Annotated in this window: 24 protein-coding genes; 6 read left to right on the top strand and 18 right to left on the bottom strand. The window is 67.2% G+C overall.

What is annotated here, in order from left to right; translation table 11 throughout:
- Positions 1-3: 3 nt before the first annotated feature.
- Positions 4-426, bottom strand: a complete 423-nt coding sequence (locus FBZ89_RS25085; protein WP_145753181.1) for a DUF6326 family protein — start codon at positions 424-426, stop codon at positions 4-6.
- 42 nt (positions 427-468) lie between these two features.
- Positions 469-1,215 (bottom strand): DUF4386 domain-containing protein, encoded by a 747-nt coding sequence (locus tag FBZ89_RS25080; RefSeq protein ID WP_145753179.1) that lies wholly within the window; start codon positions 1,213-1,215, stop codon positions 469-471.
- 120 nt (positions 1,216-1,335) lie between these two features.
- Here FBZ89_RS25080 and FBZ89_RS25075 point away from each other — a divergent pair, with 120 nt between their 5' ends.
- On the top strand, positions 1,336-2,400 hold the full coding sequence (locus FBZ89_RS25075) for an AraC family transcriptional regulator (protein WP_145753177.1): 1,065 nt from the start codon (positions 1,336-1,338) through the stop codon (positions 2,398-2,400).
- Between the two features lie 18 nt (positions 2,401-2,418).
- Here FBZ89_RS25075 and FBZ89_RS25070 read toward each other — a convergent pair whose 3' ends face one another.
- From FBZ89_RS25070 to FBZ89_RS25020, 11 genes are all read right to left on the bottom strand, one after another.
- Complete coding sequence (locus tag FBZ89_RS25070; RefSeq protein WP_145753175.1) at positions 2,419-2,877, bottom strand: NfeD family protein; 459 nt, start codon at positions 2,875-2,877, stop codon at positions 2,419-2,421.
- Between the two features lie 51 nt (positions 2,878-2,928).
- Positions 2,929-3,945: an SPFH domain-containing protein gene (locus FBZ89_RS25065; protein WP_246172559.1), complete on the bottom strand. Its 1,017-nt coding sequence runs from the start codon at positions 3,943-3,945 to the stop codon at positions 2,929-2,931.
- Between the two features lie 121 nt (positions 3,946-4,066).
- Positions 4,067-5,302 carry a patatin-like phospholipase family protein gene (locus tag FBZ89_RS25060; protein WP_145753173.1) on the bottom strand — a complete coding sequence of 412 codons (1,236 nt, stop codon included), beginning with the start codon at positions 5,300-5,302 and terminating at the stop codon, positions 4,067-4,069.
- A 61-nt stretch (positions 5,303-5,363) separates the two neighbouring features.
- Entirely contained in the window at positions 5,364-6,014 is a 651-nt protein-coding gene (rpe, locus tag FBZ89_RS25055) for a ribulose-phosphate 3-epimerase (protein ID WP_145753171.1), read from the bottom strand.
- Entirely contained in the window at positions 6,011-6,997 is a 987-nt protein-coding gene (gene cbbX / locus FBZ89_RS25050; RefSeq protein WP_211115355.1) for a CbbX protein, read from the bottom strand. The genes rpe and cbbX overlap by 4 nt, the downstream gene beginning before the upstream one ends.
- On the bottom strand, positions 6,997-7,416 hold the full coding sequence (locus FBZ89_RS25045; protein WP_145608921.1) for a ribulose bisphosphate carboxylase small subunit: 420 nt from the start codon (positions 7,414-7,416) through the stop codon (positions 6,997-6,999). The genes cbbX and FBZ89_RS25045 overlap by 1 nt, the downstream gene beginning before the upstream one ends.
- Before the next feature lie 17 nt (positions 7,417-7,433).
- Positions 7,434-8,891 carry a form I ribulose bisphosphate carboxylase large subunit gene (locus tag FBZ89_RS25040; RefSeq protein ID WP_145753170.1) on the bottom strand — a complete coding sequence of 486 codons (1,458 nt, stop codon included), beginning with the start codon at positions 8,889-8,891 and terminating at the stop codon, positions 7,434-7,436.
- Positions 8,892-9,022: 131 nt separating this feature from the next.
- Complete coding sequence (fba, locus tag FBZ89_RS25035; protein WP_145753169.1) at positions 9,023-10,108, bottom strand: class II fructose-bisphosphate aldolase; 1,086 nt, start codon at positions 10,106-10,108, stop codon at positions 9,023-9,025.
- A 129-nt stretch (positions 10,109-10,237) separates the two neighbouring features.
- Positions 10,238-12,259 (bottom strand): transketolase, encoded by a 2,022-nt coding sequence (tkt, locus tag FBZ89_RS25030; protein ID WP_145753167.1) that lies wholly within the window; start codon positions 12,257-12,259, stop codon positions 10,238-10,240.
- 15 nt (positions 12,260-12,274) lie between these two features.
- Entirely contained in the window at positions 12,275-13,150 is an 876-nt protein-coding gene (locus tag FBZ89_RS25025) for a phosphoribulokinase (protein WP_004273407.1), read from the bottom strand.
- A gap of 17 nt (positions 13,151-13,167) precedes the next feature.
- Positions 13,168-14,301, bottom strand: coding sequence for a class 1 fructose-bisphosphatase (locus FBZ89_RS25020; protein ID WP_145753165.1), 1,134 nt, complete (start codon positions 14,299-14,301; stop codon positions 13,168-13,170).
- Between the two features lie 135 nt (positions 14,302-14,436).
- Here FBZ89_RS25020 and FBZ89_RS25015 point away from each other — a divergent pair, with 135 nt between their 5' ends.
- From FBZ89_RS25015 to FBZ89_RS24995, 5 genes are all read left to right on the top strand, one after another.
- On the top strand, positions 14,437-15,357 hold the full coding sequence (locus tag FBZ89_RS25015; RefSeq protein ID WP_145753163.1) for a LysR family transcriptional regulator: 921 nt from the start codon (positions 14,437-14,439) through the stop codon (positions 15,355-15,357).
- A 79-nt stretch (positions 15,358-15,436) separates the two neighbouring features.
- The gene (locus tag FBZ89_RS25010) at positions 15,437-15,928 is read left to right on the top strand and encodes a hypothetical protein (RefSeq protein ID WP_145753161.1); all 492 of its coding nucleotides are present in this window, start codon (positions 15,437-15,439) and stop codon (positions 15,926-15,928) included.
- Between the two features lie 51 nt (positions 15,929-15,979).
- A complete protein-coding gene (locus FBZ89_RS25005) occupies positions 15,980-16,432 on the top strand; it encodes a hypothetical protein (protein ID WP_145753159.1) in 453 nt (150 codons plus the stop codon).
- An 88-nt stretch (positions 16,433-16,520) separates the two neighbouring features.
- On the top strand, positions 16,521-16,994 hold the full coding sequence (locus tag FBZ89_RS25000) for a hypothetical protein (RefSeq protein ID WP_145753157.1): 474 nt from the start codon (positions 16,521-16,523) through the stop codon (positions 16,992-16,994).
- A gap of 99 nt (positions 16,995-17,093) precedes the next feature.
- Positions 17,094-17,321, top strand: a complete 228-nt coding sequence (locus FBZ89_RS24995) for a hypothetical protein (protein WP_145753155.1) — start codon at positions 17,094-17,096, stop codon at positions 17,319-17,321.
- A gap of 426 nt (positions 17,322-17,747) precedes the next feature.
- Here the strand turns inward: FBZ89_RS24995 and FBZ89_RS24990 are convergent, their stop codons facing one another.
- From FBZ89_RS24990 to FBZ89_RS24975, 5 genes are all read right to left on the bottom strand, one after another.
- The gene (locus tag FBZ89_RS24990; RefSeq protein ID WP_186457570.1) at positions 17,748-19,634 is read right to left on the bottom strand and encodes a TniQ family protein; all 1,887 of its coding nucleotides are present in this window, start codon (positions 19,632-19,634) and stop codon (positions 17,748-17,750) included.
- Positions 19,631-20,662, bottom strand: a complete 1,032-nt coding sequence (locus FBZ89_RS31970) for an ATP-binding protein (RefSeq protein ID WP_145753151.1) — start codon at positions 20,660-20,662, stop codon at positions 19,631-19,633. The genes FBZ89_RS24990 and FBZ89_RS31970 overlap by 4 nt, the downstream gene beginning before the upstream one ends.
- Before the next feature lie 5 nt (positions 20,663-20,667).
- Positions 20,668-22,854 (bottom strand): Mu transposase C-terminal domain-containing protein, encoded by a 2,187-nt coding sequence (locus FBZ89_RS24980; RefSeq protein ID WP_186457569.1) that lies wholly within the window; start codon positions 22,852-22,854, stop codon positions 20,668-20,670.
- Positions 22,847-23,674, bottom strand: coding sequence for a PDDEXK family nuclease (locus tag FBZ89_RS31030; RefSeq protein WP_186457568.1), 828 nt, complete (start codon positions 23,672-23,674; stop codon positions 22,847-22,849). Before FBZ89_RS31030 ends, FBZ89_RS24980 begins: the two co-directional genes overlap by 8 nt.
- 202 nt (positions 23,675-23,876) lie before the next feature.
- Positions 23,877-25,883: an AAA family ATPase gene (locus FBZ89_RS24975; protein ID WP_145753147.1), complete on the bottom strand. Its 2,007-nt coding sequence runs from the start codon at positions 25,881-25,883 to the stop codon at positions 23,877-23,879.
- Between the last annotated feature and the right edge of the window lie 145 nt (positions 25,884-26,028).

Raw genomic sequence — 26,028 nt, 5'->3', positions numbered from 1 at the left:
GGCTCACCCCTCCGGCAGGTCATCGCGGGGCCAGCTCCAGGCCAGCCAGAGGACCGTGGCCGACAGCGCGATCTCTATGGCGCTGAGCAAGATGTAGAACAGCGGCGCGCCGGGCATGGTCAGGGCCACGATGGCGGCATAGACGATGCCCAGGGCGCCGTTCGCCCACCGGCAAACGGGGGCGGGAAGCACCAGGCAGAGGAAGACCAGGACGCTGGGCAGGGCCATCATCAGCGACACCGCCGCCAGCATGCCCGGGCCAGCCTGGCCGATACCGATATCCCCCGCCATTACCGCCTGGATCTTGCCGGGGCTGTAGAGCGCGAAATAGTCGCCGTAGACGTAGCAGAACAGGATGGCGGTCCACGCGGCGGACAGCTTGAGCCGCATGGGGACGTGCCGGTCGATCAGACGGCGGACTGTCATGGGCGTACTCCCGCGATTGGTGGCCAGCGGTTGGGGGATCAATCAAGAGCGGCGCAGGCAAGAGCGGCGCAGGCGGGGAAGGGGGCGTGCACCGGCCAGCAACAGCCACAGGCAGATCAGGATTTCGCCTGTTCGCGGCGCCAGCAGCCAGGCGCCGAGGCCGCTGGCGGCATAGATGGTGGGCGCGGCGGTCTGGCCCACCCAGTCGGCGACATAGCCCAGCCCTGCGGCGATCAGCACAAGGCCCAGGAGCGCGGGCAGGAAGCTGGCTCTCGACGCCAGGTAGCCGAAGGGCAGCAGCCACAACCCCCAGAAAACCTGCAGGATGAGCAGTCCGTCGTCATAGGCGCGCAGTTCCTGGCCGGCCTGGGCGGCGGCCCCGTTCCCCCCGGCTAGATACAGCCCGGCCAGGTGCAGCAAGGCATACAGATGCTGGGCGTTGGCACAGGCCAGGGGCACGCTGGCCGCGGCGAAGGCGATCATCAGGATGGCGGCGTCCCGTCCCGCCGGTGCCAGCAGCCGGTACAGCGCCAGCGGCAGGACCAGGAACGCGGTGTAGCAGGCCAGCGCCGCCACGATGGCCCAGCGGAACAGGACCTCCTGCGCCTGTATGCGTGCCAGGATCGCCGGGATGTCGTCGCCGCCCAATATCCGCCCTGGCATATAGCCCAGGCTGAAGGTGCCAGCGACCACCACCACGGCGTACAGCAAGCCAGCCGTCCGCGCCCGGCGGTGCCGCGCGCCGGCATCCGGCGTTTGCCGTTCGGTGATCAAGAGGCTCCCCGTCATGCAGTCGTTCCTGTTAGATCGGGGCCGTCGTTGCAAGGCGGCCGCCGCCGGGTCCTCCGGCTTCAGCTGGACTCTATCGGCCGCAGGTGGGCCGGACCATGATCGCAAAGGCCAGGAAACATGACTTCAGGCACCACGCCGCCGGCCGCCGGGCGGGGCAGCGTCTCAGCGGGCTTCACCGACCATCTGTTTCGCCATGCCGTGGCCCAGGGCGCCGATCCCGCCATCCTGGCCCGGCGGGCGGGCTTGCGGGTGGAGATGCTGGGTAATCCGGACAGACGCATCCCGCTGGCGCAGTACATGGCCCTGATGCGCGCCGCCCAGGACCTGTGCCGGTCGCCGTCCCTGGCCCTGCACGTCGGCGCGGCGCGCGATTTCCGCGAGTTCTCCATTGCCGGCCTGATCTGCTATGCCGCCCCCACCATGGGTGAGGCCCTGCGTCAGCTGAACCGCTACGGCCGCCTGGCCATGGACGTGCAACTGCCCCAGGTCGGACCCCGCTTCCAGCTGGTCCCGCGGGCCGACGGGCTGTGGCTGGTGGACGGCCGCGCCGATCCCAACGCCTTTCCCGAGCTGACCGAATCCACCTGGTCGCGCTTTATTGCAGAGACGGCGCGGCATTTCCCCCATGCGGCTTTCGCCCAGGAGGTCCACGTCACCCATGCCCGCCCGGCCTATGGCGACCTGTGTGCCGCGCTGTGGAAGGTGCCGGTGGTCTTCGACGCCGCCTGGAACGCCATCCGCATCGATCCCTCCTGGCTGAACATCCCCCTGCACAACCCCAGCCAGTACGCCTTCGGTATCCTCAGCGCCCATGCCGACACGCTGCTGGCGGAGCTGGAAAGCGCCCGGACGGCCCGCGGCCGTGTTGAGGCGGCGCTGCTGCCCATCCTGCATACCGGTGACGGCGGCATGGACCGGGTGGCCGCGGCCCTGGGGCTCAGCCGGCAGTCGCTCTACCGACAGCTCAAGGCCGAGGGGACGCGGTTCGACGCGGTGCTGGACGGGCTGCGCTTCCGCCTTGCGGTTGCCTACCTCATGGGGCGCAAGGCGTCGGTGAACGAGGTGGCCTATCTGGTGGGCTTTTCCGAGCCCAGCGCCTTCTCCCGCGCCTTCAAGCGGTGGACCGGGGTCAGCCCCCGCCACTACCAGCCGCACGCGGGGCAAGCCGGCCCGGACGCTTAGAATCTTAAGGGTGGCGGTTCAGGCCGCCTCCACCTTCAAGGCCGTGCCGTCCACGCCCACCACGCGCACGGTCGCGCCGGCGGCCAGGCCATCGGGGCCGTAGACGATCCAGGCGCCGTCGTCCAGGCGGGCGCGGCCCTGGCCGTTGGTGATGGGCGTCTCCAGCGTCAGGACGCGGCCGACGTATTGGCTGGCGCGGGCGTTCAGGGGTGGGCCGGGGGGCGCTGCCTCAACCCGGCCGCCTCCCAGCCAGCGGCGGGTGGCCAGCAGCAGGCCGGCCGCCAGCACGGCGAACAGCACCGCCTGCCCGGCCAGGGCGAAGGCCGGGAAGAGGAACAGCGCCGTGCCCACCAGCACCGCCGCCACCCCCAGCCACAGCAGGCCAAATCCGGGGGTGACCATTTCCACCAGCGCCAGGGCGACGCCCGCCGCCCACCAATGCCAGGCGTGGGGCGTCCAGGCGGTGAAATCAGGCATGATGTCCTTTCTCCGCGTTAGCGGCCGGGCCACTGCGTCAGCGGCCGGGGGTCAGCGGCCGGGGGTGGACCAGGGACTGTCGCCGGGTTGCAGCTGCCCGCCGGCGGCCGGCGCATCCCCACGGCGGGGCGGCGGTGCCGGACGGCTGGACGGCACGCCGGCGAAGCTGTCCTTGGCCAGCTCGGCGATGCCGCCCAGGGCGCCCAGGATGCCGGTCGATTCCATGGGCATGAACAGGATCTTCTGGTTGGGGCTGGCGGCAAAGCCCTTCAGGGCGTCGACATAGCGCTGGGCGATGAAATAGTTCACGGCCTGGACGCTGCCGCCGGCGATGGCCTCCGACACCACGCGGGTGGCGGTGGCCTCCGCCTCCGCCAGGCGCACGCGGGCCTCGGCCTCGCGGAAGGCGGCCTCCTTCTTGCCTTCGGCCTGCAGGATGGCGGACTGCTTCTCGCCCTCCGCCCGCAGGATGGCGGACTGGCGCAGGCCTTCCGCCTCCAGAATCAGGGCGCGGCGTTCCCGCTCCGCCTTCATCTGGCGGGCCATGCTGTCCACCAGGTCCCGCGGCGGCTGGATGTCGCGGATTTCCACGCGGGTGATCTTCACGCCCCAGGGGTGGGTGGCGGCGTCCACCACGGTCAGCAGACGGGCGTTGATGGCGTCGCGCTGCGACAGCAGCTCATCCAAATCCATGGAGCCCATGACCGTGCGCAGGTTGGTCATGGTCAGGTTCAGGACGGCGCGGTCCAGGTTGCGCACCTCATAGCTGGCCTTGGCGGCGTCCAGCACCTGGAAGAACAGCACGCCGTCCACCGTCACCATGGCGTTGTCCTTGGTGATGATCTCCTGCGACGGTACGTCCAGCACCACCTCCTGCATGGTCTGGCGGGCGCCGATGCGGTCGACGAAGGGCATGATGATGGCCAGGCCCGGCTTCAGGGTGCGGGTATATCGCCCGAACCGCTCCACCGTGTATTCCATGCCCTGGGGCACGGTCTTGATGCTGCTGTAGACCAGGACGATGGCGAAGGCCAGAACGGCCAGGATGAACACGCCGAAGGGCGACAAAGCGTCTCTCCCGCTTGTGGGCGCGGGTGCCGCCGCCGGAACGGCCGCCCCGCTCTGCCCCGCCATCATGCCACAGCGCGGGTGCCGTGGCCCGGTCTTTTATCTTTCTGGTTGTGGCGCCTCAGCTTTGGCTGAGGGCCACCCACCGCGCCTTGGCCTGGGCATAGCTGCCGTCGCCCAGCACGCAGTCCAGTTGTGGCAGGCGGGTGATCAGGGGTTGGTTCGGAACGTCGCCCGCCATCCAGTCGCGTCCCAGCCGCTGGATCAGGGCGATCTGTTCCGGCTCCACCGCGTCGGCCGGCAGGGCCGCCACCTGGGCGAAGCGCCCGTCGGCCAGGCCCGGCGGCGCCTTCCACACCCCGCCATCCAGCACCGGCTGGACGGAGACGTTCAGGCGCACCAGCCCGCCCAGGGTGGCGGGGTCCCGGCCCGCCAGGCGCTGGGCCAGGATGTGGGCCTCCAGGCTGGCGGTGTCGGGTGGATCGTCCAGGGTGGTCTGGGCCAGCAGCGACAGGTCGCCCAGGGTGCCCCGCATCCCCACCGGTTCCGCCAGGTCGTCCGGCGGCTGGCTGGTGCTGGTCACCGGCGCGTGGCGGGTGGTGCCGCTGCCCAGGCTTAGAATCTGCAGATCCGTGCTGCCGCCCGGCTGTGCCAGCGCTTCCATCACCGCCAGCATCACCGGGTTGTTGCAACCGGTCAGGCCGCCGTCCCAGTACAGGCGGCCGTCGCATTGCGCGGGCTCATCGAAGAAGGCCACGGGTGCGGTGCTGCTGGCATTGATGACCTCCGCCAGGGGGGCGGTGGAGGCCTGCGGCTCCGTCACCGCCGTCGCCAGGCCGGCATAGCTGCGGAAGGTCATGGCCCGGCGCTGGGCGTAGTCGAAGGCGGGGATGAACACCTTCACCGGCGCGTCGCCCCGCCGCGCCAGGGGCAGGGGCAGGCGGGCCATGGGGCAGGCCGACAGGGCCAGGGGGCGCACCTGGCCATCGACCGTGGCGGGGGTGGGCGGCACCAGGCCGGGGTCGTCCAGCATGGCGGTCAGCCCGGCCAGCTTGCCCTGGGTACTGTACTGCGGGCCTAAATCCAGGTCGGCCACCAGCCTGTCCAGCCCATCAACCTTTACGAACAGGCTGTCCCGCCGCGTATCATCGACGAACAGGTCCAGGATCTGGGCCGGCGTCAGGTTCTTGATCAACCCGCCCAGCACGATGGCCCCGGCCGAGGTGCCGGCCGCCAGGTCGAATTCCCCAAGGATGTCGTGGCCCGGCGTGTCGCTGCCGTACAGATCGGCCAGGACCATGGCCTCCAGCAGGGCCCAGGGGCCGCCGCCATCCAGCGTCAGGATTCGATAGGACATGTTTCCCCTCCGTCACCCCGCGCATCTCTACGCGGTTTTGAGGGGAATGGGCCAGGGCCACTTAGCCGCGCAGTGCGGCGATGTTGGCCTGATAGCGGGCGGCACCGCCCTGGAACACGGCGGATCCGGCCACCAGCACCTCCGCTCCCGCCTGCACGCACAGGCGCGCCGTCTCATGGTTCACGCCGCCGTCCACCTCGATCTGGATGGGCCGGCGGCCGACCATGCCGCGCAGGGCCTGGATCTTGGGGATCATGGCGGGGATGAAGGATTGGCCGCCGAAGCCGGGGTTCACGGTCATGACCAGCACCAGGTCCAGCCGGTCCAGCACATAGGTGACCGCACTCTCCGGCGTGGAGGGGTTCAGCGCCACGCCGGCCTTTTTGCCCAGGGCGCGAATGCGTTCCAGCGTGCGGTCCAGGTGGGTGGTGGCCTCCGCCTGCACGGTGATGATGTCGGCGCCGGCGTCGGCGAAGGCCTCCAGGTAGGGATCGACCGGGCTGATCATCAGGTGCACATCGAAGGGGCGGCCGGTATGGGCGCGCAGGGCCTTCACCACGGCGGGGCCGATGGTCAGGTTGGGCACGAAATGGCCGTCCATGACATCGACATGTATATAGTCGGCCCCAGCCGCCGTGATGGCCCGCACTTCGGCGCCCAGGCTGGCGAAGTCGGCCGACAGGATGCTGGGGGCGATCAGGGGCTGGCTCATGACGGGGTCCCCCTATCCCCTGCCTGGCTGTCCCCCGTTTGGCTGTCTGGCGTGCCGGCGAACACGCGGCTGGCCAGGATGTCCTCCGCCTCGATCACCGTCAGGTCGTCCACCGACAGGGGGCCTTCGTCCCGCTGGAACAGGCGGCTGGCCTGGCGCAGGCGGGCGCGGTCCAGGGCGTTGCGGATGGACCGGCCGTTGGCGAAATGCGGCTGGCCCCGGCGCAGGGCGATATACTGGGCGAACACCGCCTTGGCCTGCGGGCTGAGGCGGTAGTTCATGGTCTCCAGCTGTCGCTCCCCGATCTCCAGCAACTCCTCCTCGCCATAGTCGGGGAAGTCGATGTGGTGGGCGACGCGGGAGCGGAAGCCGGGGTTGGCCTGGAAGAAGCGGTCCATGCGGTCGGCATAGCCGGCCAGGATGACCACCAGGTCGTCGCGCTGGTTCTCCATGACCTGCAGCAGAATCTCGATGGATTCCTGGCCATAGTCGCGCTCGTTCTCTGGCCGGTAGAGATAGTAGGCCTCATCAATGAACAACACGCCGCCGGCGGCGCGCTTCAGCACCTCCTTGGTCTTGGGCGCCGTGTGGCCGATGTACTGGCCCACCAGATCGTCGCGGGTGACGGTCACTAGGTGCCCGCGCCGGACATAGCCCAGCCGGTGCAGGATGGCCGCCATCTTCAGCGCCAGGGTGGTCTTGCCCGTGCCCGGGTTGCCGGTGAAGCTCATGTGCAGGGTGGGTGCCCCCACCGCCAGGCCGAAGCGCTGGCGCGCCCTGTCCACCAGCAGCAGGGCCGCGGTCTCGCGCAGCCGCCGCTTGATGGGCGCCAGGCCCACCATCTCCTGGTCCAGTTGCGCGAAGATCTCCGGCAGGCCGGAGGCCTCGAAATCCGCGCGCAGGTCTACCGCCTTTGGCGCCCCCGGGGCCGCCGGTGCCGCGTCGGCGGCATCCGGCGGGATTGCCATGAGGGTCGCGGCCATCACGAATACCGCTCCCCTTCCGGCAGCTGGGCGGCGTAGGCGCGGGTGCTGTACAGGATGCGCCGGCCGTCGCTTTCCTGGCGTTCCAGGGCGAAGCCGGGCTCGTTGGCGGGCCGGTTGACGATGAAGGACAGGCGCACGCTCTCCCACCCGTGGCTGGCGTCGAAGCCGGAGATGCGGATGTAGCGGTCGCCGTAAATCTTGCGGCAGGACGCTAGCTCGCCCATGACGCCCGCGGCGTCGCGGATGTCGAACATGGGCAGGCCCCACATGTCCCAATAGGTGTTGCGGGGGTGCGGGTCGTCGGTGAATTCGATGTTCACGGCCCAGCCCTGGTCGATGCAGTACTGCACCTGGGCCGTGATCTGCTCGTCCGTCAGGTCGGGCAGGAAGGAGAAGGTTCCTTGGGTGAGGCGCATGATGAGGTCTCCTTCCTTTAACCAGCGACGCTGGTGGTGGGCACGAAATCCGGTGAGTCGGTCGAGGTGTAGTTGAAGGTCACGTCCTTCCAGACATCCAAGGCCTGGCGCAGGGGCGTGCAGTGGCGGCTGGCGGCGGCCAGGATGTCCGGGCCTTCGTTGACGATGTCGCGGCCCTCGTTGCGGGCCAGCACCATGGCCTCCAGCGCCACGCGGTTGGCGATGGCGCCGGCCTGGATGCCCATGGGGTGGCCGATGGTGCCGCCACCGAACTGCAGCACCACGTCATCGCCAAAGAGGTCCAGCAGTTGGTGCATCTGCCCGGCATGGATGCCGCCCGAGGCCACCGGCATGGTCTTGCGCAGCGAGGCGAAGGACTGGTCGAAGAAGATGCCGTTTTCCAGCCGCTCGGGCAGGAAGTCCTCGCGGCAGACATCGTAATAGCCTTTGGTGGTGGCGGGATCGCCCTCCAGCTTGCCCACCACGGTGCCGGCGTGGATGTGGTCCACACCTGCCAGCCGCATCCACTTGGCGATGACGCGGAAGGACACACCGTGGCTCTTCTGCCGGGTGTAGGTGGAATGGCCGGCGCGGTGCAGGTGCAATATCATGTCGTTGCGCCGCGCCCATTTGGACATGGACTGGATGGCGGTGTAGCCGATGACCAGGTCGATCATGACGATGGTCGATCCCAGGGACTTGGCGAACTCCGCCCGCTCGTACATGTCCTCCATGGTAGCGGCGGTGACGTTGAGATAGGTGCCCTTGATCTCACCCGTCGCCGCCTGGGCGCGGTTCACCGCCTCCATGCAATAGAGGAAGCGGTCGCGCCAGTGCATGAAGGGCTGGGAATTGATGTTTTCGTCGTCCTTGGTGAAGTCCAGGCCACCCTTCAGCGCCTCATAGACCACACGGCCGTAGTTGCGGCCCGACAGGCCCAGCTTGGGCTTCACCGTGGCGCCCAGCAGGGGCCGGCCGAACTTGTCCAGCCGTTCCCGCTCCACAACGATACCGGTGGGCGGCCCGTCGAAGGTCTTCACATAGGCCACGGGCAGGCGCATGTCCTCCAGCCGCAGGGCCTTCAGCGGCTTGAAGCCGAAGACGTTGCCGATGATGGATGCCGTCAGGTTGGCGATCGATCCGGGTTCGAAAAGATCGATGTCATAGGCGATGTAGGCGAACCAGCTGTCGGGCGAGCCGGGCACGGGGTCCACCCGGTGGGCCTTGGCCCGGTACTTGTCGCAGGCGGTCAGCCGGTCGGTCCATACCACCGTCCAGGTGGCGGTGGAGGATTCGCCCGCCACGGCGGCGGCGGCCTCGATTGGGTCCACCCCGTCCTGTGGGGTGATGCGGAAGACGGCGATGACGTCGGTGTCCTTGGGCACGTAATCCGGCTGCCAGTAGCCCATGTCCTGATACTTCATGACCCCGGCGGCATAGCGGTCGCGGCGGTCCCTTTTATCGATCGCGTTCATGGTGTTCTCCTCAAGCGCCGGCGGCGCATCCGCGCCTTGGCTATCCTCGGTTTCCAGTCCGCCTTCGGCTGCCCGTAAACCTTCGGCGGACGCGGTCGCGTCCTGGGTTTAAAAAGGGGAGGGGTGTGGGCTTATTCCGCAGCCACGGGCGTCCGGCCCAGGTGCGGGTCCAGGGATCCTGTGGCGTAGCGCTTGGCCATGGCGGCCATGGGCAGGGGCGTGATGCGGCTGGCGTTGCCGGCGGCGCCGAACTGTTCGAACCGGTCGCGGCACAGCGCCTTCATGGCATCCATCGCCGGCTTCAGGAACTTGCGCGGGTCGAATTCCGCCGGGTTCTCGGTCGCTGTCTTGCGGAACTGCACCGCCATGGCCAGGCGGCAGTCGGTGTCGATGTTGATCTTGCGCACGCCGAAGCGGATGCCGCGCACGATCTCCTCCACCGGCACGCCCCAGGTGCGCGGCATGCGGCCGCCATAGGCGTTGAACAGGTCCTGCAATTCCTGGGGCACGGACGAACTGCCGTGCATCACCAGGTGGGTGTTGGGCAGCCGCGCGTGGATGGCCTCCACCACGTCCATGGCCAGGATGTCGCCGTCGGGCTGGCGCGAGAATTTGTAGGCGCCGTGCGAGGTGCCCATGGCGATGGCCAGGGCGTCCACGCGTGTGGCGGCGACGAAGTCCAGCGCCTGGTCGGGGTCGGTGCACAGCTGGTCCAGCGACAGCACGCCCTCGGCGCCGTGGCCGTCCTCCGCTTCGCCCTGGCCGGTCTCCAGGCTGCCCAGCACGCCCAACTCCCCCTCGACCGAGGCGCCCACCCAGTGCGCGGCCTCCGCCACGCGGCGGGTGATGTCGACGTTGTACTCATAGGCGGCCGGCGTCTTGGCGTCGGCCATCAGCGACCCGTCCATCATGACGGAGGTGAAGCCGTGCTGCAGGGCGGTCAGGCAGGTGGCCTCGCTGTTGCCGTGGTCCTGGTGCAGGCACAGCGGGATGGTGGGGTAGAGGGCCTCCAGCGCGTCGATCATATGGGCCAGCATGAGGTCGCCGGCATAGGACCGGGCGCCCCGGCTGGCCTGCAGGATGACGGGCGCGTCCACCTGCGCCGCCGCCTCCATGACGGCAAGGCCCTGTTCCATGTTGTTGATGTTGAAGGCCGGGACGCCGTAGTCGCGTTCCGCCGCGTGGTCCAACAGCTGTCGCAGTGTAATGCGGGGCATAAGTGTTCTCCTTGTTCCCTCAATCGCCGGGCGCGGCCATCCGGCCGCTTGGCTGTCCTCGATTTCCAGTCCACGACGCTCCCCGGAAATCTCCGGCGGACGCAGTCGCGTCCTAGAACGGAAAAGACCTCAGGCGTGGGTGACGCGGGCGCGGACGGCGGCCATGATGGCGTCGACGGTGATGCCGAAATGGCGGTAGAGGTCGGGCGCGGGGGCGGAGGCGCCGAAGCCGGGCATCCCGATGAAGGCGCCCTGGTCACCCAGCCAGCGGTCCCAGCCGAAGCGCACCGCCGCCTCCACCCCGATGCGCGGGGCGTTGCCCAGGACGATGGCGCGGTTGGCCGGCGGCTGGCGCTCGAACAGCTCCCAGCAGGGCATGGACACGACGGCGGCGGCGATGCCCTCGTCGGCCAAGCGCTCCGCCGCCTCCACCGCCAGCGCCACCTCCGATCCGGTGGCCAGCAGGGTGGCGTCGCGCGGGCCCGGCGTCTCGCGCAGGATGTAGGCGCCGGCGGCGCTGCGGTTCCAGGAGGCGTCGCGGCGCAGGGTGGGCAGGTCCTGGCGCGACAGGCACAGGGCCGACGGCGTGCCGGGGCTGCTCAGTGCCAGTTCCCAGCACTCCGCCGTCTCCACCGCGTCGGCGGGTCGAAAGACGTGCAGGTTGGGCGTGGCGCGCAGCATGGCCAGGTGCTCCACCGGCTGGTGGGTGGGCCCGTCCTCGCCCAGGCCGATGCTGTCATGGGTCAGCACATGGATGACGCGCACGCCCATCAGGGCCGACAGGCGGATGGCGCCCCGGGCATAGTCGGAGAACACCAGGAAGGTGCCTCCGTAGGGGATGACGCCGCCATGCAGGGCCAGGCCGTTCATCACGGCAGCCATGGCATGCTCCCGGATGCCATAGTGGATGTAGCGTCCGGCGTAGGCGCCGGCGTCCATCACCTCCATCCCCTTGGTCTGGGTCAGGTTGGAATGGGTGAGGTCGGCGGATCCGCCCACGGTCAGGTCGGTGGCGGCGTTCACCACCCCCAGCACCAGTTGCGAGGCCTTGCGCGTGGCCATCCTGGGCGCCGTCTCCACCAGCTCCTGCCGATAGGCGGCCAGGGCGTCGGCCAGGGTCGGCCCGGGATCGGCCGCCATGACGCGTTGGAAATCCAGGCGGGACGGATGGACGGCCAGGCGCCGTTCCCAGGCCTCGCGCGCTTGCCCGCCCGCTTGGGCCACGGCGCGCCAGGCGGCCAGGATGTCGTCCGGCACGGTGAAGGGCGGGCTGTCCCAGCCCAGGGCCCGCGCCGCACCTTGCGCCTCCTCCGTCCCCAGGGGGGCGCCGTGGACGCCGCAGGTGCCCGCCTTGGTGGGGGCGCCATAGCCGATGACGCTGCGGCAGGCGATCAGGGTGGGGCGGTCGCTGGCCTGGGCCCGGTTCAGGGCGGCCTCGATGGCCTCATGGTCGTAGGCGTCCACCCGCTCCACCGCCCAGCCAGAGGCTTTGAAGCGCGCCGGCTGGTCCGTGCCGGTGGACAGGGTGGTAGACCCGTCGATGGAAATGCCGTTGTCGTCCCACAGCACCACCAGGTGGGACAGCTTCAGGTGGCCGGCCAGGTCGATGGCCTCCTGGCTGATGCCCTCCATCAGGCAGCCGTCGCCGGCGATGACATAGGTGCGGTGGTCGACCAGGGCGTCGCCGAAGCGGGCGTTCAGGTGCCGCTCCGCCAGCGCCATGCCCACGGCGGTGGTGAGGCCCTGGCCCAGCGGGCCGGTGGTGGTCTCGATGCCCGCCGCATGGCCGTATTCCGGATGGCCCGCGGCCTTGGATCCCAGCTGGCGGAAGCGTTTCAGCTCCTCGATGGGCATGTCGGCGTAGCCCAGCAGATGGTGCAGGGCGTACTGCAGCATGCTGCCGTGGCCGGCCGACAGGACGAAGCGGTCGCGGTCGGGCCAGTCGGGGCGGGCGGGATCGATGCGCATCATCCGGGTGAACAGCACGGTGGCGACGTCTGCCATGCCCATGGGCATGCCGGGGTGGCCGGACTTCGCCGCCTCCACCCCCGCAACCGCCAGCATGCGCACGGCGTTGGCCATGTCGGCCAGCTCAGGGGGGGTGTCAGGCTCGGCGCTTTCGACTTGGCGCAGCGATAGGGTGGGGGTCATGGCGGTGTCCCTCCTTCAACCGGCGCGGCGTTTGCGTTCGACCAGCTGCAGGATCAGCGGCGTCAGGATCAGCTGCATGGCCAGGTCTAGCTTGCCGCCCGGGATGACGATGGAATTGGCGCGCGACATGAAGCTGCCGGCGATCATGGACAGCAGGTAGGGGAAGTCGATGCCGCGCGGGTTGCGGAAGCGGATGACGACGATGGATTCGTCCGGGGTCGGTATCCACCGGGCGATGAAGGGGTTGGAAGTGTCGACCGTGGGCACCCGCTGGAAATTGATGTCGGTCTGGGTGAACTGCGGGCAGATGTAGCGGACGTAATCCGGCATGCGCCGCAGGATGGTGGTCATGACATCTTCGGTGCTGTAACCCCGCGCGGTGCGGTCGCGGTGGATCTTCTGGATCCATTCCAGGTTGATCACCGGCACGACGCCGATCTTAAGGTCCGCATGGCCGGCGATGTCATAGCCGTCGGCCACCACCGCGCCGTGAAGGCCTTCATAGAACAGCAGGTCGCTGGGGCCCGGCAGATCCTCCCAGGGGGTGAAGGTGCCGGGGGGGCAGCCATAGTGCTCCGCCTCGCCCGCGTCGTGGACATAGTGGCGGGTGCGGCCCGTGCCGTCGTCGCCATAGCGCCGGAACAGCTCCTGCAACTCGCCCAGCAGATTGGCGTGCGGGCCGAAATGGCTGAAATGGTGGTCGCCGTCCTTGTCGGCCTGCGCGATGGCCTGCTTCATCTGGGCGCGGTCATAGCGGTGATAGGCGTCGCCATCGATGCAGACGGCGTTCACCCCCTCGCGCCGGAAGACGTGCTCGAAAATCTGCCGGACCGAGGTGGTGCCGGCCCCGGACGAGCCGGTGACGGAAATGATGGGATGGCGGATGGACATGGTCTGGGCCCTTTCCGTCAGGCGCGCAGCAGGCCGCGCTGCCCGAACAGGGGGGCGCGATCGGCCAGGATGGGTGGGGCGGCATGGTGGTTGGCCACCCGCTCCACCTCGGCGCGTGACCCGAAGACCAAGGCCGTGCGCTCATGCAGGTGGCCGGGCGTCAGGTCCAGGATGCGGGTCTGCCCGTCTGTGGCGGCTCCGCCGGCCTGCTCGATGACCAGGGCGATGGGGTTGGCCTCATAGACCAGGCGCAGGCGGCCGGTGCGATAGCCGGCGCGCTCGTCCGTGGGGTAGAGATAGACCCCGCCCCGGCGCAGGATGCGGAAGGCGTCGGCCACCAGGGACGCGATCCAGCGCATGTTGTAGTTCTTGGCCCGAGGCCCGTCCGACCCCGCCAGGCAATCGTCGATATAGCCCCGGATGCTGGGTGCCCAGTGCCGCTGGTTCGACGCGTTGATGGCGAATTCCTTCGTTTCCGCCGCCACCGCGACAGGCCCGGTCATGCGGACGAATTCCGCCGTGGGTGTGGGCGGCGGCGGGGCGGCCCAGCCATTGCCCGCCTGCACCGACACCACGGGCGCCACCGGCCGCTTATCCAGGAAGAAGATCTCGGTGCCCGATCCCAGGGTCAGGACCAGGGCGGTCTGCGGCCCGTAGACCAGGAAGCCCGCCGCCAGCTGGCGGTGCCCGGGTTGCAGCAGCGCCGCCGCCGGGTCGTCGGCATCCTCCACACCCAAAATGGAGAAGATGGTGCCGACCGAGACGTTGGTTTCGATGTTGCTGGACCCATCCAGGGGGTCGATGGCGACTGCCAGTGTGCCTGCGGGATCCAGCAGGACGGGGGCGTCCGCCTCCTCCGACCCCACCACCGCCACCGGGGCGCCGGCCAGGCGGTCGATGACGATGTCATGGGCCCGCAGGTCCAGTTCCTTCTGGGTGTCGCCGTTGCTTTCGCCGCGCACCGCCGCCATCTCGCCCGCCAGGGGGCCCATGGCCACCAGGTCGGCGATGGCCAGGCCGGCGTCGGCCAGGGCCAGGATGGTGCGGACCACGTCCGCCCGCCGGTAGGCCATGTCGTTGGGGGCCGCGCCGTTATGCGCAGCATTGCTCCAGGCTACCAGATGCCGTGCCAAAGTCGTGGCGTCCGCCATGATGTCCTCCCGTTGTGAGCCGGGTTCCCAGTCCCCGTGTCGTTCTTGAGAGGAGTGTGCGGACGATTGCCTTGTTAGAAAATTCGAATAAACTTAGCTTCACGTTCAGTTTTTCTGAAAGTGTGACGGGGGCCCATGCGCAACGTGACGCTGAAGCAGCTGCGCGCCCTGGCGGCGGTGGCGGAAACCGGTTCGGTGACGGCGGCGGCCAAGCGCCTGCACGTGACGCCGCCGGCCGTCACCATGCAGGTGCAGGCGCTGGAGGATCTGCTGGGCGTGCCCCTGCTGGACCGGCTGGGGGAGCGCTTCAAGCCCACTGACGCGGGGCGCGAGGTCATTGAGACGGTGACCCGCATCGAGGCGGAGCTGCACAACTGCGCCGCCGCCATGGAGGCGCTGCGCAACCTGTCCGGCGGCCGCGTGGCGGTGGGGGTGGTCAGCACCGCCAAATACTTCGCGCCCTATGCCCTGGGCGCCTTCCGCGCCGAATACCCTCAGATCGAACTGTCGCTGATGGTGGGCAACCGCGAGGACATCATCGCGGCGCTGAAGGCCGACAGCATCGACATCGCCATCATGGGCCGCCCGCCCCGGGATTTGCAGGTGGACATGCATGCCATCGGCGACCACCCGCACATCATGATCGCCCCGCCGCACCACCCGCTGGTGGGGCGCCGCCACCTGAAGCTGGCGGAATTCGCACACGAGACCTTCCTGGTGCGCGAGGTCGGGTCTGGCACCCGCATGCTGATGGAATGGTTCTTCGCCCAGGCCGACCTGCACCCCCCCATCAGCATGGAGGTGGGCAGCAATGAGACGGTGAAGCAGGCGGTGATGGCCGGCCTGGGCCTGTCCTTCATCTCCGCCCATACCATCGCCGCGGAACTGGAAAGCGGCCGCCTGGCGCCCCTGGATGTGGAAGGCCTGCCCATCGTGCGTCAGTGGTTCTTGGCCAAGCGGTCGGACAAGCGCCTGGCGCCGGCGGCGGCGGCCGTTAAAGCATTTCTGGTGGAACGGGGCCGGGAATTCCTGCCCAGCGTGAAGCCCATCGCGTGACGCATACTCTTTAGGGTCCCTTGCGCGTGAACGGCCAACGCGTTCAGATCTTGATGGGGCGGGCAGGAGCCGCCCAGCCATGCGGATCCGCCGTCTTCCCATCCTTGTCCTGTGCCTGTCGATCCTGTGTCTTCCGGCCACCCGGCCGGCGGCCGCGCGCGCCCCGGCCGAGGGCGTGCCGGCCTGCAATTACCAGCCGTTTGAACCCGGCCCCAGCCGTATGCGCATGGGCTGGGTCATCCTGGATTTGGGGCCGGGCGACAATCCCAAGACGCCGGAGACATGGCGCGGTCCCATCATCATGACGCGGCCGGACCGCAGCTATTGCATCACCGACCTTCACACCGGTGTGCTGCAGCGGCCCTTCTTCACCGATGGCCAGAACGTCGTGATGACGACCTATGCGGATGAACAGCAGACGGTCTTCTTCATCGAAGCCGCCACCTGCCGGGTGCTGTGGAAAAGCCCGGCCTTCTCCGGCGGCGTGGCGTTGACGGCGACGGTGCTGCACACCGGCCGCAAGGCCTGGAAACTGGGGCCGCATTGCCTGCCGGAGGCTGACGCCCCGTGAGCGGTTCGGCCGCCCTTATGCCAGCATTCAGCTTAACTCGGCTGCCCAGTCATGAAAGCGATCCATATCCTAACCATTGCCTTCACCGTCTACACGTCCACGGCGGTGGGCCAGGCATGCGCATACAAGACGCTTGAGCCTGGCGTTGGCAAGGCCCCGGTTGCAGGCGGCGCTATTGATTTGGGGGCGGGGGATGACCCGCTCAAACCACAGGCTTGGCAGGGGCCTGTGGTGTTCACCCACGCTGATGGGACATCCTGTACGGCGGATCCGGACGTCAGTTTGGTGGAGCGGCCGTTGTTCACCGACGGCCGGCGTGTCGTCGTCTCCACCTACTCGGGCAGCGAGCGTCGAATTTACTTCTTGGATATCAATAATTGCCGGACGTTATGGAAAAGCCCCACGTTTTCCGGTGACGTGAGCCTGACGGCGCAGACCCTGCGCCTGGGGGAAAAAGCGCATAAGCTAGGGCCGCTTTGCGTGCCGCCAGCGGCTCCCCACTAAAGGCTTACCGCAACAGAGGAGGTGTATTCCCGCGTCGCGGAAAAAAGATTCTTATGAACGACAGGCTCGTCGAAGGACCGGTTCGCCCATGATGATCTTCTCCAAAGGCAGGGCTTTCGCCTGCGCTGCGGCGCTGCTTCTGCCCGTCGCGGCCCAGGCCGCCCCCCAGCGCCATTTGCCCGTGGTTTGCCCCTATCAGCCGGTGGAGCCCGCGTCGGGCAAGGTCCGCGCCGATGTGCTGACCCTGGACCTGGGCCCCGCCACCGGAGGTGAGGCGAAGTCGTGGAAGGGGCCGCTGACCATCAGCCAGCAGGACGGGACCACCTGCACCGCCGATGCCGCCGTGGCCCCCATCGAGGGCACGCTGTACAGCGACGGCCAGCACCTGCTGGTGACCACCTCGGCCGGCGGTAGCCGCAAGCTGGTCGTGCTCAGCACCACCAGTTGCCAGCCCTTGTGGAAAAGCGGCAGCTTCACCGGCGCCGTCTATTTGAAGGACGGTCAGCTTTACACCGGCAAGACTGCCAACAAGCTGAACCCGGATTGCCTGCCCCTGCCGTGAGGGCGCCGGGGCGCTTCCTTTTCGTGAAATGCCGCTGGCGGCGCGCGTTCCCTTTGGGCGATGATCCCGCGACAGTCCGTGGGGGAGCGTGTACCGCCGATGATCGACCAAAATGGCCAGCCCGTCCGCAAGGCGGCACTGAAGACCTACCTCGACACCTATAACGCCGGCGTGCGCGGCTCCAAGGAGTTCGGCGCCCTGCCCCGGGCCCTGGTGATCATTTGCGATGGCCTGACGCCGGGCAAGACGACCTACGTGAAGTGCGTGGACGGCCAGGTGCAGCTGTCGCGCCGCAAGGACGGCTCGGTGGTGGGCGGCGGGCTGTGAAGAAGCGCTAAAGACGCGCTAGTGTTTTCGCGTGCCGACTGCAAGGCATGCAGTCGTGTCCCTGCCGCCCAGCGCTTGGTGCTGTCAGGATGCGGTGCTTCCCTTCGTGGGAAACAAAGATTAGATTGCGAAATAAAAAGCCCGCCGCAAGTTACTGTGCGGCGGGCTTCAATATAGCTAGGTCAGGCCACAATGCCTTGTGTGTGGAGCGCGCCAAAGGTTGCCTCAATAGGCGACCGATGGCTTGGTAAGCCGTTGATAAATATATAAAATTTTGTGGACTTGGAAAATTGCGGACTTGATATTTGCCGCGACGGTTTGCATAGTTTGGCTCAACCCAGGCCATTCGCGTTTATGGTGAGCGGCAACCGAGGGCACAAATGAAAATGGCCCAGATATCGATCTGGGCCATTTTCATTAGTTTTTTTATCGATATCGGAAAGGTGGTTTTTCGCAGAATGATGGCCTATTTATTCTGTATATAATCCATTCAGGCATATCTGATCTATTATAAATCCGAAGTCCAATACGGTCATGGCGTACGGGATTTATGCCAAGATCACTTATTTGTTTTTTGACATCGTTGCGATTTCCTTTGAATATTTCCATTAAGTCGTCGACAACGACATACTTCTTTTTGAAGTCATGTAAGGACTCTAGTGTCACCATTCGTTGCTTCAGGCGGGTAACAGGGTTCTCCACTACTTCAAACGGAAGCAAAGATTCGTTTACCAAAAAGGTGATCAAATTTCTTCCCCAACCCGTTTGTTCGGCTGCTTCTTGCAGTGACAGGCCGGTCCTCGATCCGTATAAAATTCCTCGAATTTCGGCCGGTGACACATGTACGGACATGTAACCGTAGTCATCCCGATCCTCAATAGTGCCAATTCGACCATCAAAGATGAGTTGGATGATATCAACCGCTGAGCAACGCGCCTTTTTTGCGGCATCTGGGATCGTAAACAATTCTTTATTATAAATTCTGGCAACATCGTCTTCATTTGTCTTATGATTCTTGGTCAGTTTTGCCAAGAATTCGTCAAGATCTCGCTTGGAGAAGGATCGTTCCGTGCTCTTACCATCGCCACCCGCTGCAGATGCTTGCAGAATGCCGGATTTCAGGAGCAACCGCATTTGGACACGAGGAGCATTAATGTAGATGCCCGCTTGCTTCAGGGACATTGTCTCCGCGATCTCTTGCAGGAGCGCGTCGGTATGCCCATCCATACGGAACACAAGGCCGCCGTTGGTAATCACTCCGCCAAGGACAAGGAGTTTGCGCAACCACTTGTGGTGTAATCCCATTGCCTTGGCCGCCACATGGATGGACGACATGGACCGCTCTCCCAATGGAGCCCCGTAAATCTGGGCTGTGGGGGCGATCGGCGTCGAGTCGGCGATCGTCTCGCGGACCATGTTGCGGATGCTGTCGAACGCATTGTCATATGGACGTTTAGCCAGTTGGACATGCAAGGGACCCAGGATGCCGCCTGGCTTCATGATGCCGCCACGTGTGCATGCCATTATGGCAAATCGCTTAATAAATTGGCGGAACGCCTCGGGGCCACCGCTTAGAATCTGCCAACCCACATCACCAGCCGCATGTCGATCCGCGAGCGAGAGTGAGTAAATGGATAGCGCCCTTGCCTTGATCTTATTCGCCGCGATCTCGTGCTCCATGTTGGCCAGGAGGCCGACCGCTTCGCAAAAATCCGCGACCGAGCCAAGGTGCAATCCTTCCAGCCATTTACCGCCCGAAGAAGGCTTGGCCGTTGCGCGATGACGCAGATAAGCCTCCATTCCTGATGGTTGAAGCGGCGTCAGGTTTCCTTGCATGAAGCCCGGACCGATTGCCGGCCATTCACCATCGGCCACCAAGGCCATGGCATGAACCGGGCAGGCGCGCATCCACTTCAGTTGCCACTCCCCGCGAATGAACGGCGCGGCCCCATGCAAATCCGGCCATCGCTCCCGGTCTTCGGCCAGACACAGGGGGCAGAGGCGCATGACGGAACGTTCGACATGGCGCTGCGCCACCGGATGCCCGTTGAACCGGTATCCACGGGCGTGAACGGGACCCTCCAAGTCCCGCTTGAGGGTCACGGCGCGGAGCCGGTCGGCATCGACCCGTCCGAACTCCGCCGCAATGCGGACGGCTTCGTCGGTGCCCTGCACGACCTGCGGCATCGTCGTGCCGATATCGGTCAGGAACCCTCCCAGGGTGGGACTGCCACTGACGATGGCCATGCGGCGGCAGAAGCTGACGAGGTCCTCGCCATCCCCCAGCGGGACCTTGGCGCGCCAGGCGTTCATCGCCGCCCCCGCTTTCCCTGGACCGCCGTTTGCCGCGGATCCGGCGAGGCTTCCCGCAGACGGGAGTTCGCGGGGTCGATTTCCAGCCAGTCCCTGACCAGGAAGATGTTCTGGTCGTCCGTACAACCGCGCTCGCCCTGGTAGGCGATAGCGAAATCCCGGCGGTCCACGACGGCATCGGTGCCGTCCCGCTGGAAGGCGAACAGAACCGCCGCCCGGCACATGTCCACCAGGGAGCCAAGGCATCCTTCCGTCGCATGGCATAGCCGGTGGAGGAATTCGTCGTCGGTGGCCACTTCCTCGTGTAGCCGCATCCGGGCCTGCCCGACCACCAGGCGTTCCAGGATCTCCCGGATCACCGGCGCCTGGGCCGGGAATGCCATGCGGTCGAAACTTAAGGTGCGGCTCCGCCGTTCGATCTGCCGGTCGCCCCCAAGGAGGCCGGAGACGATGGGAAGGCCGGAGATGACCAGTCCGACCGGCCAATCGCGTTGTTGCACCAAGGACTTGAGCGTGTCCCTCAACACCATGAGGTGGGCGTCGCTACAACGTCCCATCGCATGGTGGGCCTCGTCCACCCAAACGAAACTGACGCCGGTGGCCTGAAGCTGGCACCGGACCATATGCCAGATCTCCGGTTCGGTGAGCCTCTGCTGCCGCAGTTCGTAGCCGAGGCCCCGCAGGATGCTCCTGCCCAATTCCTTCGGCGTGCAGGGCGACGGCGCCAGGACCCGGAGGATGGCGTCCCCCTGCAGTTCGGGGATGCGGTCGAGCGCGTGCGAAACGGCGCGCGTCTTTCCTGCGCCTGCGTCACCGACCACGGCGACGATGCCGCCGGCGGAATGGCCGCCGGCCCTCGCCATTGCGACGTGGTCGACCAACCAGCCGAGTTCCTGCGCCAGCGACCGGTCCCGGCCGGTCGGAAGGTAGACCTCCGAAAGGCGCCGGCCGAGTTCCTGGCGCTGTGCCGCAATGTCGGCCCTGGATGTCGTGGGGGCGAGGCCCGGCCTCGGGTGCGTCTTGTGCATTCCGTTCACTCCTCGTCTTCGTCATGGATTTCGAATTGGTCACGTTGGAAATGCTTCCAGTTTGGATCGTCAGCCGGGTCAGGGCCGTGCCGGGCTGGGGCAAGCGGGGTTGGATGGACCGCTTGCTGCTGGTCCGCGACTTGGGGGACGCCCTCCAACAGGTCGGCGCCGCGCGTGCCGTCGTCCTGGAACGCGAAGCTCAGGAAGAGGTCCTTCTCAGCCCGCTCCAGGGCTTCCTCTCCGATGATCGGCGAGCCGAGTTCGGCGCGTTCGGCCGCTGCCAGCCCTTCCCGCCGGATGGTGGAGAGCGCCTCCCGGACCACGGGGATGCCCAGGCTGGCCGCGTCGGCATGCCGCCGCCGGAGGTCGGCGGCGGTGGCCGTCCACTCCCACCAGGTCACGCGGTGCAGGTTGAGGCCGGGCACGGCCGGCTTCACGGTGAGCCAGCCGTCGCCCGCCTTCACCGAGATTTCACCGAGGTCGAACCGATCGACCCGAACCTCCACTTCCGGCGTCGACCGCCGCAACCGTTGGAGTTCCGGCGACTGGTAATGGATGCCGAGGACGCGCACGCCCTTGCCCTGGATGTGCCGGGTGCAGGACAGCCCGAAGACGCTGCGTCGCGTCCGGGCGTCCGGGGGCGGTGTCACGCCATACTTGGCTGTCAGCCGTCGCCAGGCGCTGGCCGGCGTCTCGCCGGCGAGGCCCTCATGGGCGCTGCAGTGATATGCATCGACGACCCATCGCACGAGCGTGCGGTTCAACTCCCCCATGTCGATGGAAGCGTTTCCCTGGGCATCATAGTCACCCCTGATCACAACATTCTCAAAGGTTTGGCCCGAGAAATATTTGACGAAATGGCCTTGGAGCGTCCCAAAGACACGTTCCACGCGGGCCCGCATCTCCGGCATCTTCGCCGGTGGGTTCATGGACCGGATGCCGAGGCTGGTGAGGACGGTCTTCGTCTCGCGCGCGATGAAAGCCGAGCCCGAATCCGTGACCACCTCCTCGATAAGGCCGCACATGTTCCAGGGCGACTGCGCGCTGGCCACCTGGCCGAGGTGGGTCTTATCGAAGATCGCCATCTCGATGGCGGCGATGGCGCTCGCCGACGATGGTGGATCGGCGAAAACCCTGAGCGCCACGATGCAGCGGGTGGCCGCGTCGATGGCCAGCGTGACCCAGGCTCGGGTCCGCTCGACCAGCCTCTTCTGCTCCGCCGTCAGCCGTGCCCAGGCGCCGGCGGCGGTCAACAGCACCTGCAGGGACAAATTGCATTCGTCGATCTCCACTCGCTGCAGCGGGCGGATAACCTGGAGTCCGGCGGCGGTGATCCGATGCTTCCGGCGTGCCGCGTCCACTCCTTCGCGGCCGCATTGGACCTGGAACGGGTCGAGGTTGGAGATGTGCCGGTTGAAGGTACGCGGGCTGACCTTGGCAAGGAGTGGGCCGCCCGCCTCCTCCCGTCGCCGGTTCTCGTCCTCCAACTCGGCCAGGTAGGAGTCATAGACCATGCGCCTGGTTGGCTGCCGCGAGTCGAGGAAGGCCCGCGCGCCGGCCAATGCGAAGGCGTGCGAATCCCCGTCGGCCCGCGGCAGCCGGTTGCCGCACCGCCGCCAATTTTCCCTAAGGCCGACCGCGTTGTAGCCGGCCGCCTGGTACAGCCGCAGCCAGCGCCGCAGCGTGGCGGGTGACGGCGGGTGGCTGACGGCCACCTTGCTGCCGGCGCGGGCCCTGCGCCCGCCCTGTCCTTGCCATGCGGCCTCCAGCGTGGCCACGGCCGCATGGATCTGCGGGATCGCGAGGGTCATCGCCCGGTCGCTGCGCGTCATCGATGGCAGGTCCTTTTCCATCTGGAGGAACCTGTCGCACCACTCGGCCCGCCACAGGATCGTGTGCTGCTCGGTTTCCGGAAGGTCCGCGAGGTTCTCGGCGTCGCTCCGCCGCCGGGCTTGGAATGCCCCCGCGCCCAGCCACCCGGGCCGGACGGTCAGGCGGCCGTCGACATGCAGGGCATAGAGGTCCTCGTGCCGGAACTCCGCCAGGGGACCGTCCCCATCGGGCTCAAGGCCACGCAGGATGTGCCCGCGCCGGTCGACCGACACCGGGCGGTAGGCCTTGCCGTCGACCGCGATGTAGTCATCCATCGAGAAGCGGAAGCGCGTGGCCTCGGAAGGATGGCTCTCAGGCATGTCCGGCCTCCCTTGCGCCGGTGCCGGCCGGAACGGGGCGGATGAGCGCAAGTTCTCCGATGGCCGCGCCCGCGTCCGGGAGTTCGACGGCCCCCTCGTCGATAAGGTTGACGAGGGCGTTCCACGCGCCCGGTCCCAGGCCGGACTGCATGACGACAGCGGCCATGGCTGCCGGCTCCGCCATCGTCGCCGTGAACTTGGCCATGGCGGCGACCTGACCGGGATCGCGCATTCTCCGCGCTTGGAGGATCCATTCGGCGTTCTGAACCATGGTCGGCGTGGCGTGCCGTTCGGTTCTGAGCGCGTAATGGTCGGCGAAGCCTCGGACTTGCCTTCTGATGAGGTCCAGCGTCCGGGCAATGCCGCTGCGTTCGACCTTGGCCGAGGGCTTGACGGCAACGGCGATCCGCGTGCCGCCGACAACCTCGAACAGGAAGTCGAAGGTGTGCCGCCGGCCCCTGCCGTGCTCATCCCGGTAATCCACGGCCGGGGGCTGGTCCCAGATCCCGAGGATGCGCCGGTCGGCTAGTGCCACCAGGGCGATGTTTCGCTCCAAATGGCTTTCGAACAGCAGTTCCCGGTTGGATGCTGGATCTACCAGGGAGCCGCCGCAGTGACCGCGGGATCGGGCCGGTGGCCTGCGGCTGGCGGTGGACGGTGTCGGTGGTAGCCAGAAATCCGAGTCGTTCGAGCCGTCCCCAGCTACCGTGGGGGTGGCAATCGCCTCGGGGAAAGGGGGCTCCGCAGCGGCGGGGGCCCAGCCGAATTCAGCCAGGCCATGGCGCCGGAGATGCAGGTGCTGGGCGATCAATCGTTCCATCGGTTTCGCCTCCGCAGGCCCCGGATGCCGCATGGGCTGTCGGGGGCCAGATCTTCGGTTCAGCCGGGCAAAGGGAGGGCGTTGCCCGGCGCGTGCTCGCGCCTGGCGGGGGATGATCCCTAGCCTCGGCATGGTTCGGTTCGTTCGGGGGTTTAGTGTTTCAGCGGGCCATGGAGGGGCGGGGTCGCCCTGGAGCGGTCCGTCATGCCGTCACCTCCCTATCGCCGATCGAGGCTGCGGTTACCGCGGCCTCGATCTCCGCACCGCTGGCGGATTCCCGTTCCCGCAATAGCGCCGCCACGGCTTCCAGCGCCGGCCGGTGGCGTCCCAGCAGGTCGGTGATCCATCGGTGCTGGTCCACCAGCAGCCTCTCGACCTGGGTAGCCAGGGTCGGGCTCGCCCGAAGGGCGGCCGCCACGTTGGCCGCTGTAATCTCGCCCATCCAGGTCAAGCCGCCATCCAGGCCGTAGCTGGCCACCAGGGAGGCGGCCAATACCGTGGCTTGCGCCAGGTCGCTTTCGGCGTTGCCGCCTGCGCCGGTGGTGCCGGACCCCAACACCAGTTCCTCCGCCGCCCGCCCCGCCAACATGGCGCGGATCCGGGCCAGGACATCGGAGGCCGTACCATGTCCGGCGTTACGGGTAAGGACGCCGCCGGCCATGGCACCGCCCGGCCTGATCGAAGCGCCCATCAGGGTGCCGGGTGATTCCAGTGCGGCGGCCACCGCATGGCCTGCCTCGTGGATGGAGAGGCGGCGGACGAAGTCGCTCGACCAGGCTGGCAACCGCGGCACCTGGGACAGCAGATCCTCCGGTGTCAGTGGTCGGTTGGCCCGGCGAGCCCGCCTTCTGGCGCCTCGGACCCACTGTTCGCAGTCGGCCCCGGTGCCGCCCAACCCGGCCCTGGCCACCTCCCGCAGGCACGCATCCGGCAACTGGTCCGGGCCCAGGTGGTGCCGCAGGATATTCGCGAGGGCCATTTCATCCGGCAGCCCGATATCGATGACGCGATCGAGCCGGCCAGGCCTAACAAGGGCCGGGTCGAGGCCGTCCGGGCTGTTGCAAGCGCCAATGACTACCACGCCGACGCGCGTGATTGCCCCGTCCAGCAGTTCCAATAGGCTGTTCACCACCTGCACCATGTAATCCCTGTTCCGTCCCTCCAGCTTGGAACGGTTTGGGAAAGCATCAATTTCGTCGATGAATAAAATGCAAGGCGCCAGGGAACGGGCTTGGTCGAAGGTAGACCGCATGCCGCGAAGCATATCGCCTTGATGCCCCAGGCTTTGCCACATGCCATGGGAACCGGTAATCAGCGGCACGCCTGCTGTCTTCGCCAAGGCGCCCGCGAACGTGGTCTTCCCCGTTCCCGGCGGCCCGACGAGGAGGCCGCCGCGGTCCACCGCTGTCCAGGGGATGACGCCATCGGCGTAGTCCCCCAGATCCTTGATTAAATCCAATCCCCACGCCACCGCTCCGTCCATGCCGTGGAGGTCCGCGAGGACTGGGCCAGGTAACCGAGGCATCTTGGCCTCCGCCAGGTCCCTCAGTCGTGCCAGCCATGCGTCGGCGCTTTCATTTGGGCGGGCGGCCAGCAGGAAATCATCCGGTTCCAGGGTTCGGCACAATGAGTCAGGCAGGTCGCCCGCCGGGGCCGTGCCGGCAAGGACGACCATCGCCTCTTGGATCGCCGGCCAGTCCGGCGCCGGTACGGTGACCTGGAAATCGACCGCGCGGCGGAGATCCTCGGGTAGGCAGGCCAACGAATGGGATGCCCCGATGACCCCGATGCCCTCGCTCAGGGCGCGTCCGACCTGTTGCCGGTTCGCGGCGATCGTTGGCGCTGCATCCTGGATGATCCAATGCCAACGCGGAGGCTCGTATCCCAGGAGGAAGGCGTCTACTGCGGCGAAGCCATCGATGTCCTCCTCGTAGTCGGGCAAGGCGGCGGGGTCGGGTTCCTGTTCGTTCGCCAAATCCAGATGGCGGCGGATGGCCTCGACGATCAGGTTCACCCATCCCGCGGATGGGGCCTCGACCGCGATGGCGCTACCGCCCCGCCGCAGGGCCTCGGCCAACCCATCGATGGTTGCCATCGCTCGCTCAAATAGAACGCCGGCGATGATTTCTTCCAGCCTCAGCGCGCAACCGGCATCGGCGCGTGCGGGCTCCTGGTCCTGGGGCGAGCCCAGGGAATCTGGAACGATCATGGCGGGGATCTGCCTTGCATCGGAGATTGCATGGCGCCACGGCCCGTATCATCGGGCGGTGGCGGCTCTCACAGGATGCGGGCCGCGCGGGACGTCGGAATTTTACGGAAAAGGGTCTTCCACCCTCCCGACGCCTTACGCGGCC

It is taken from the genome of Nitrospirillum amazonense (assembly GCF_007828045.1).
Taxonomy (GTDB): domain Bacteria; phylum Pseudomonadota; class Alphaproteobacteria; order Azospirillales; family Azospirillaceae; genus Nitrospirillum; species Nitrospirillum amazonense_C.
Note: the sequence above shows the minus strand (reverse complement) of the source record. Positions and strands in the feature narration are given on the sequence as shown.

Coding starts and splice junctions, on each gene's coding strand:
- FBZ89_RS25045 (WP_145608921.1), bottom strand. CDS start 7,416: ATGCGCCTCACCCAAGGAACCTTCTCCTTCCTGCCCGACCTGACGGAC.
- cbbX (WP_211115355.1), bottom strand. CDS start 6,997: ATGGCCGCGACCCTCATGGCAATCCCGCCGGATGCCGCCGACGCGGCA.
- FBZ89_RS25075 (WP_145753177.1), top strand. CDS start 1,336: ATGACTTCAGGCACCACGCCGCCGGCCGCCGGGCGGGGCAGCGTCTCA.
- fba (WP_145753169.1), bottom strand. CDS start 10,108: ATGCCCCGCATTACACTGCGACAGCTGTTGGACCACGCGGCGGAACGC.
- FBZ89_RS25005 (WP_145753159.1), top strand. CDS start 15,980: ATGAAAGCGATCCATATCCTAACCATTGCCTTCACCGTCTACACGTCC.
- tkt (WP_145753167.1), bottom strand. CDS start 12,259: ATGACCCCCACCCTATCGCTGCGCCAAGTCGAAAGCGCCGAGCCTGAC.
- FBZ89_RS31030 (WP_186457568.1), bottom strand. CDS start 23,674: ATGGAACGATTGATCGCCCAGCACCTGCATCTCCGGCGCCATGGCCTG.
- FBZ89_RS31970 (WP_145753151.1), bottom strand. CDS start 20,662: ATGCACAAGACGCACCCGAGGCCGGGCCTCGCCCCCACGACATCCAGG.
- FBZ89_RS24995 (WP_145753155.1), top strand. CDS start 17,094: ATGATCGACCAAAATGGCCAGCCCGTCCGCAAGGCGGCACTGAAGACC.
- FBZ89_RS25000 (WP_145753157.1), top strand. CDS start 16,521: ATGATGATCTTCTCCAAAGGCAGGGCTTTCGCCTGCGCTGCGGCGCTG.
- FBZ89_RS24975 (WP_145753147.1), bottom strand. CDS start 25,883: ATGATCGTTCCAGATTCCCTGGGCTCGCCCCAGGACCAGGAGCCCGCA.
- FBZ89_RS25020 (WP_145753165.1), bottom strand. CDS start 14,301: ATGGCGGACGCCACGACTTTGGCACGGCATCTGGTAGCCTGGAGCAAT.
- FBZ89_RS24990 (WP_186457570.1), bottom strand. CDS start 19,634: ATGAACGCCTGGCGCGCCAAGGTCCCGCTGGGGGATGGCGAGGACCTC.
- FBZ89_RS25085 (WP_145753181.1), bottom strand. CDS start 426: ATGACAGTCCGCCGTCTGATCGACCGGCACGTCCCCATGCGGCTCAAG.
- FBZ89_RS25080 (WP_145753179.1), bottom strand. CDS start 1,215: ATGACGGGGAGCCTCTTGATCACCGAACGGCAAACGCCGGATGCCGGC.
- FBZ89_RS25015 (WP_145753163.1), top strand. CDS start 14,437: ATGCGCAACGTGACGCTGAAGCAGCTGCGCGCCCTGGCGGCGGTGGCG.
- FBZ89_RS25060 (WP_145753173.1), bottom strand. CDS start 5,302: ATGTCCTATCGAATCCTGACGCTGGATGGCGGCGGCCCCTGGGCCCTG.
- FBZ89_RS24980 (WP_186457569.1), bottom strand. CDS start 22,854: ATGCCTGAGAGCCATCCTTCCGAGGCCACGCGCTTCCGCTTCTCGATG.
- FBZ89_RS25025 (WP_004273407.1), bottom strand. CDS start 13,150: ATGTCCATCCGCCATCCCATCATTTCCGTCACCGGCTCGTCCGGGGCC.
- rpe (WP_145753171.1), bottom strand. CDS start 6,014: ATGAGCCAGCCCCTGATCGCCCCCAGCATCCTGTCGGCCGACTTCGCC.
- FBZ89_RS25070 (WP_145753175.1), bottom strand. CDS start 2,877: ATGCCTGATTTCACCGCCTGGACGCCCCACGCCTGGCATTGGTGGGCG.
- FBZ89_RS25010 (WP_145753161.1), top strand. CDS start 15,437: ATGCGGATCCGCCGTCTTCCCATCCTTGTCCTGTGCCTGTCGATCCTG.
- FBZ89_RS25040 (WP_145753170.1), bottom strand. CDS start 8,891: ATGAACGCGATCGATAAAAGGGACCGCCGCGACCGCTATGCCGCCGGG.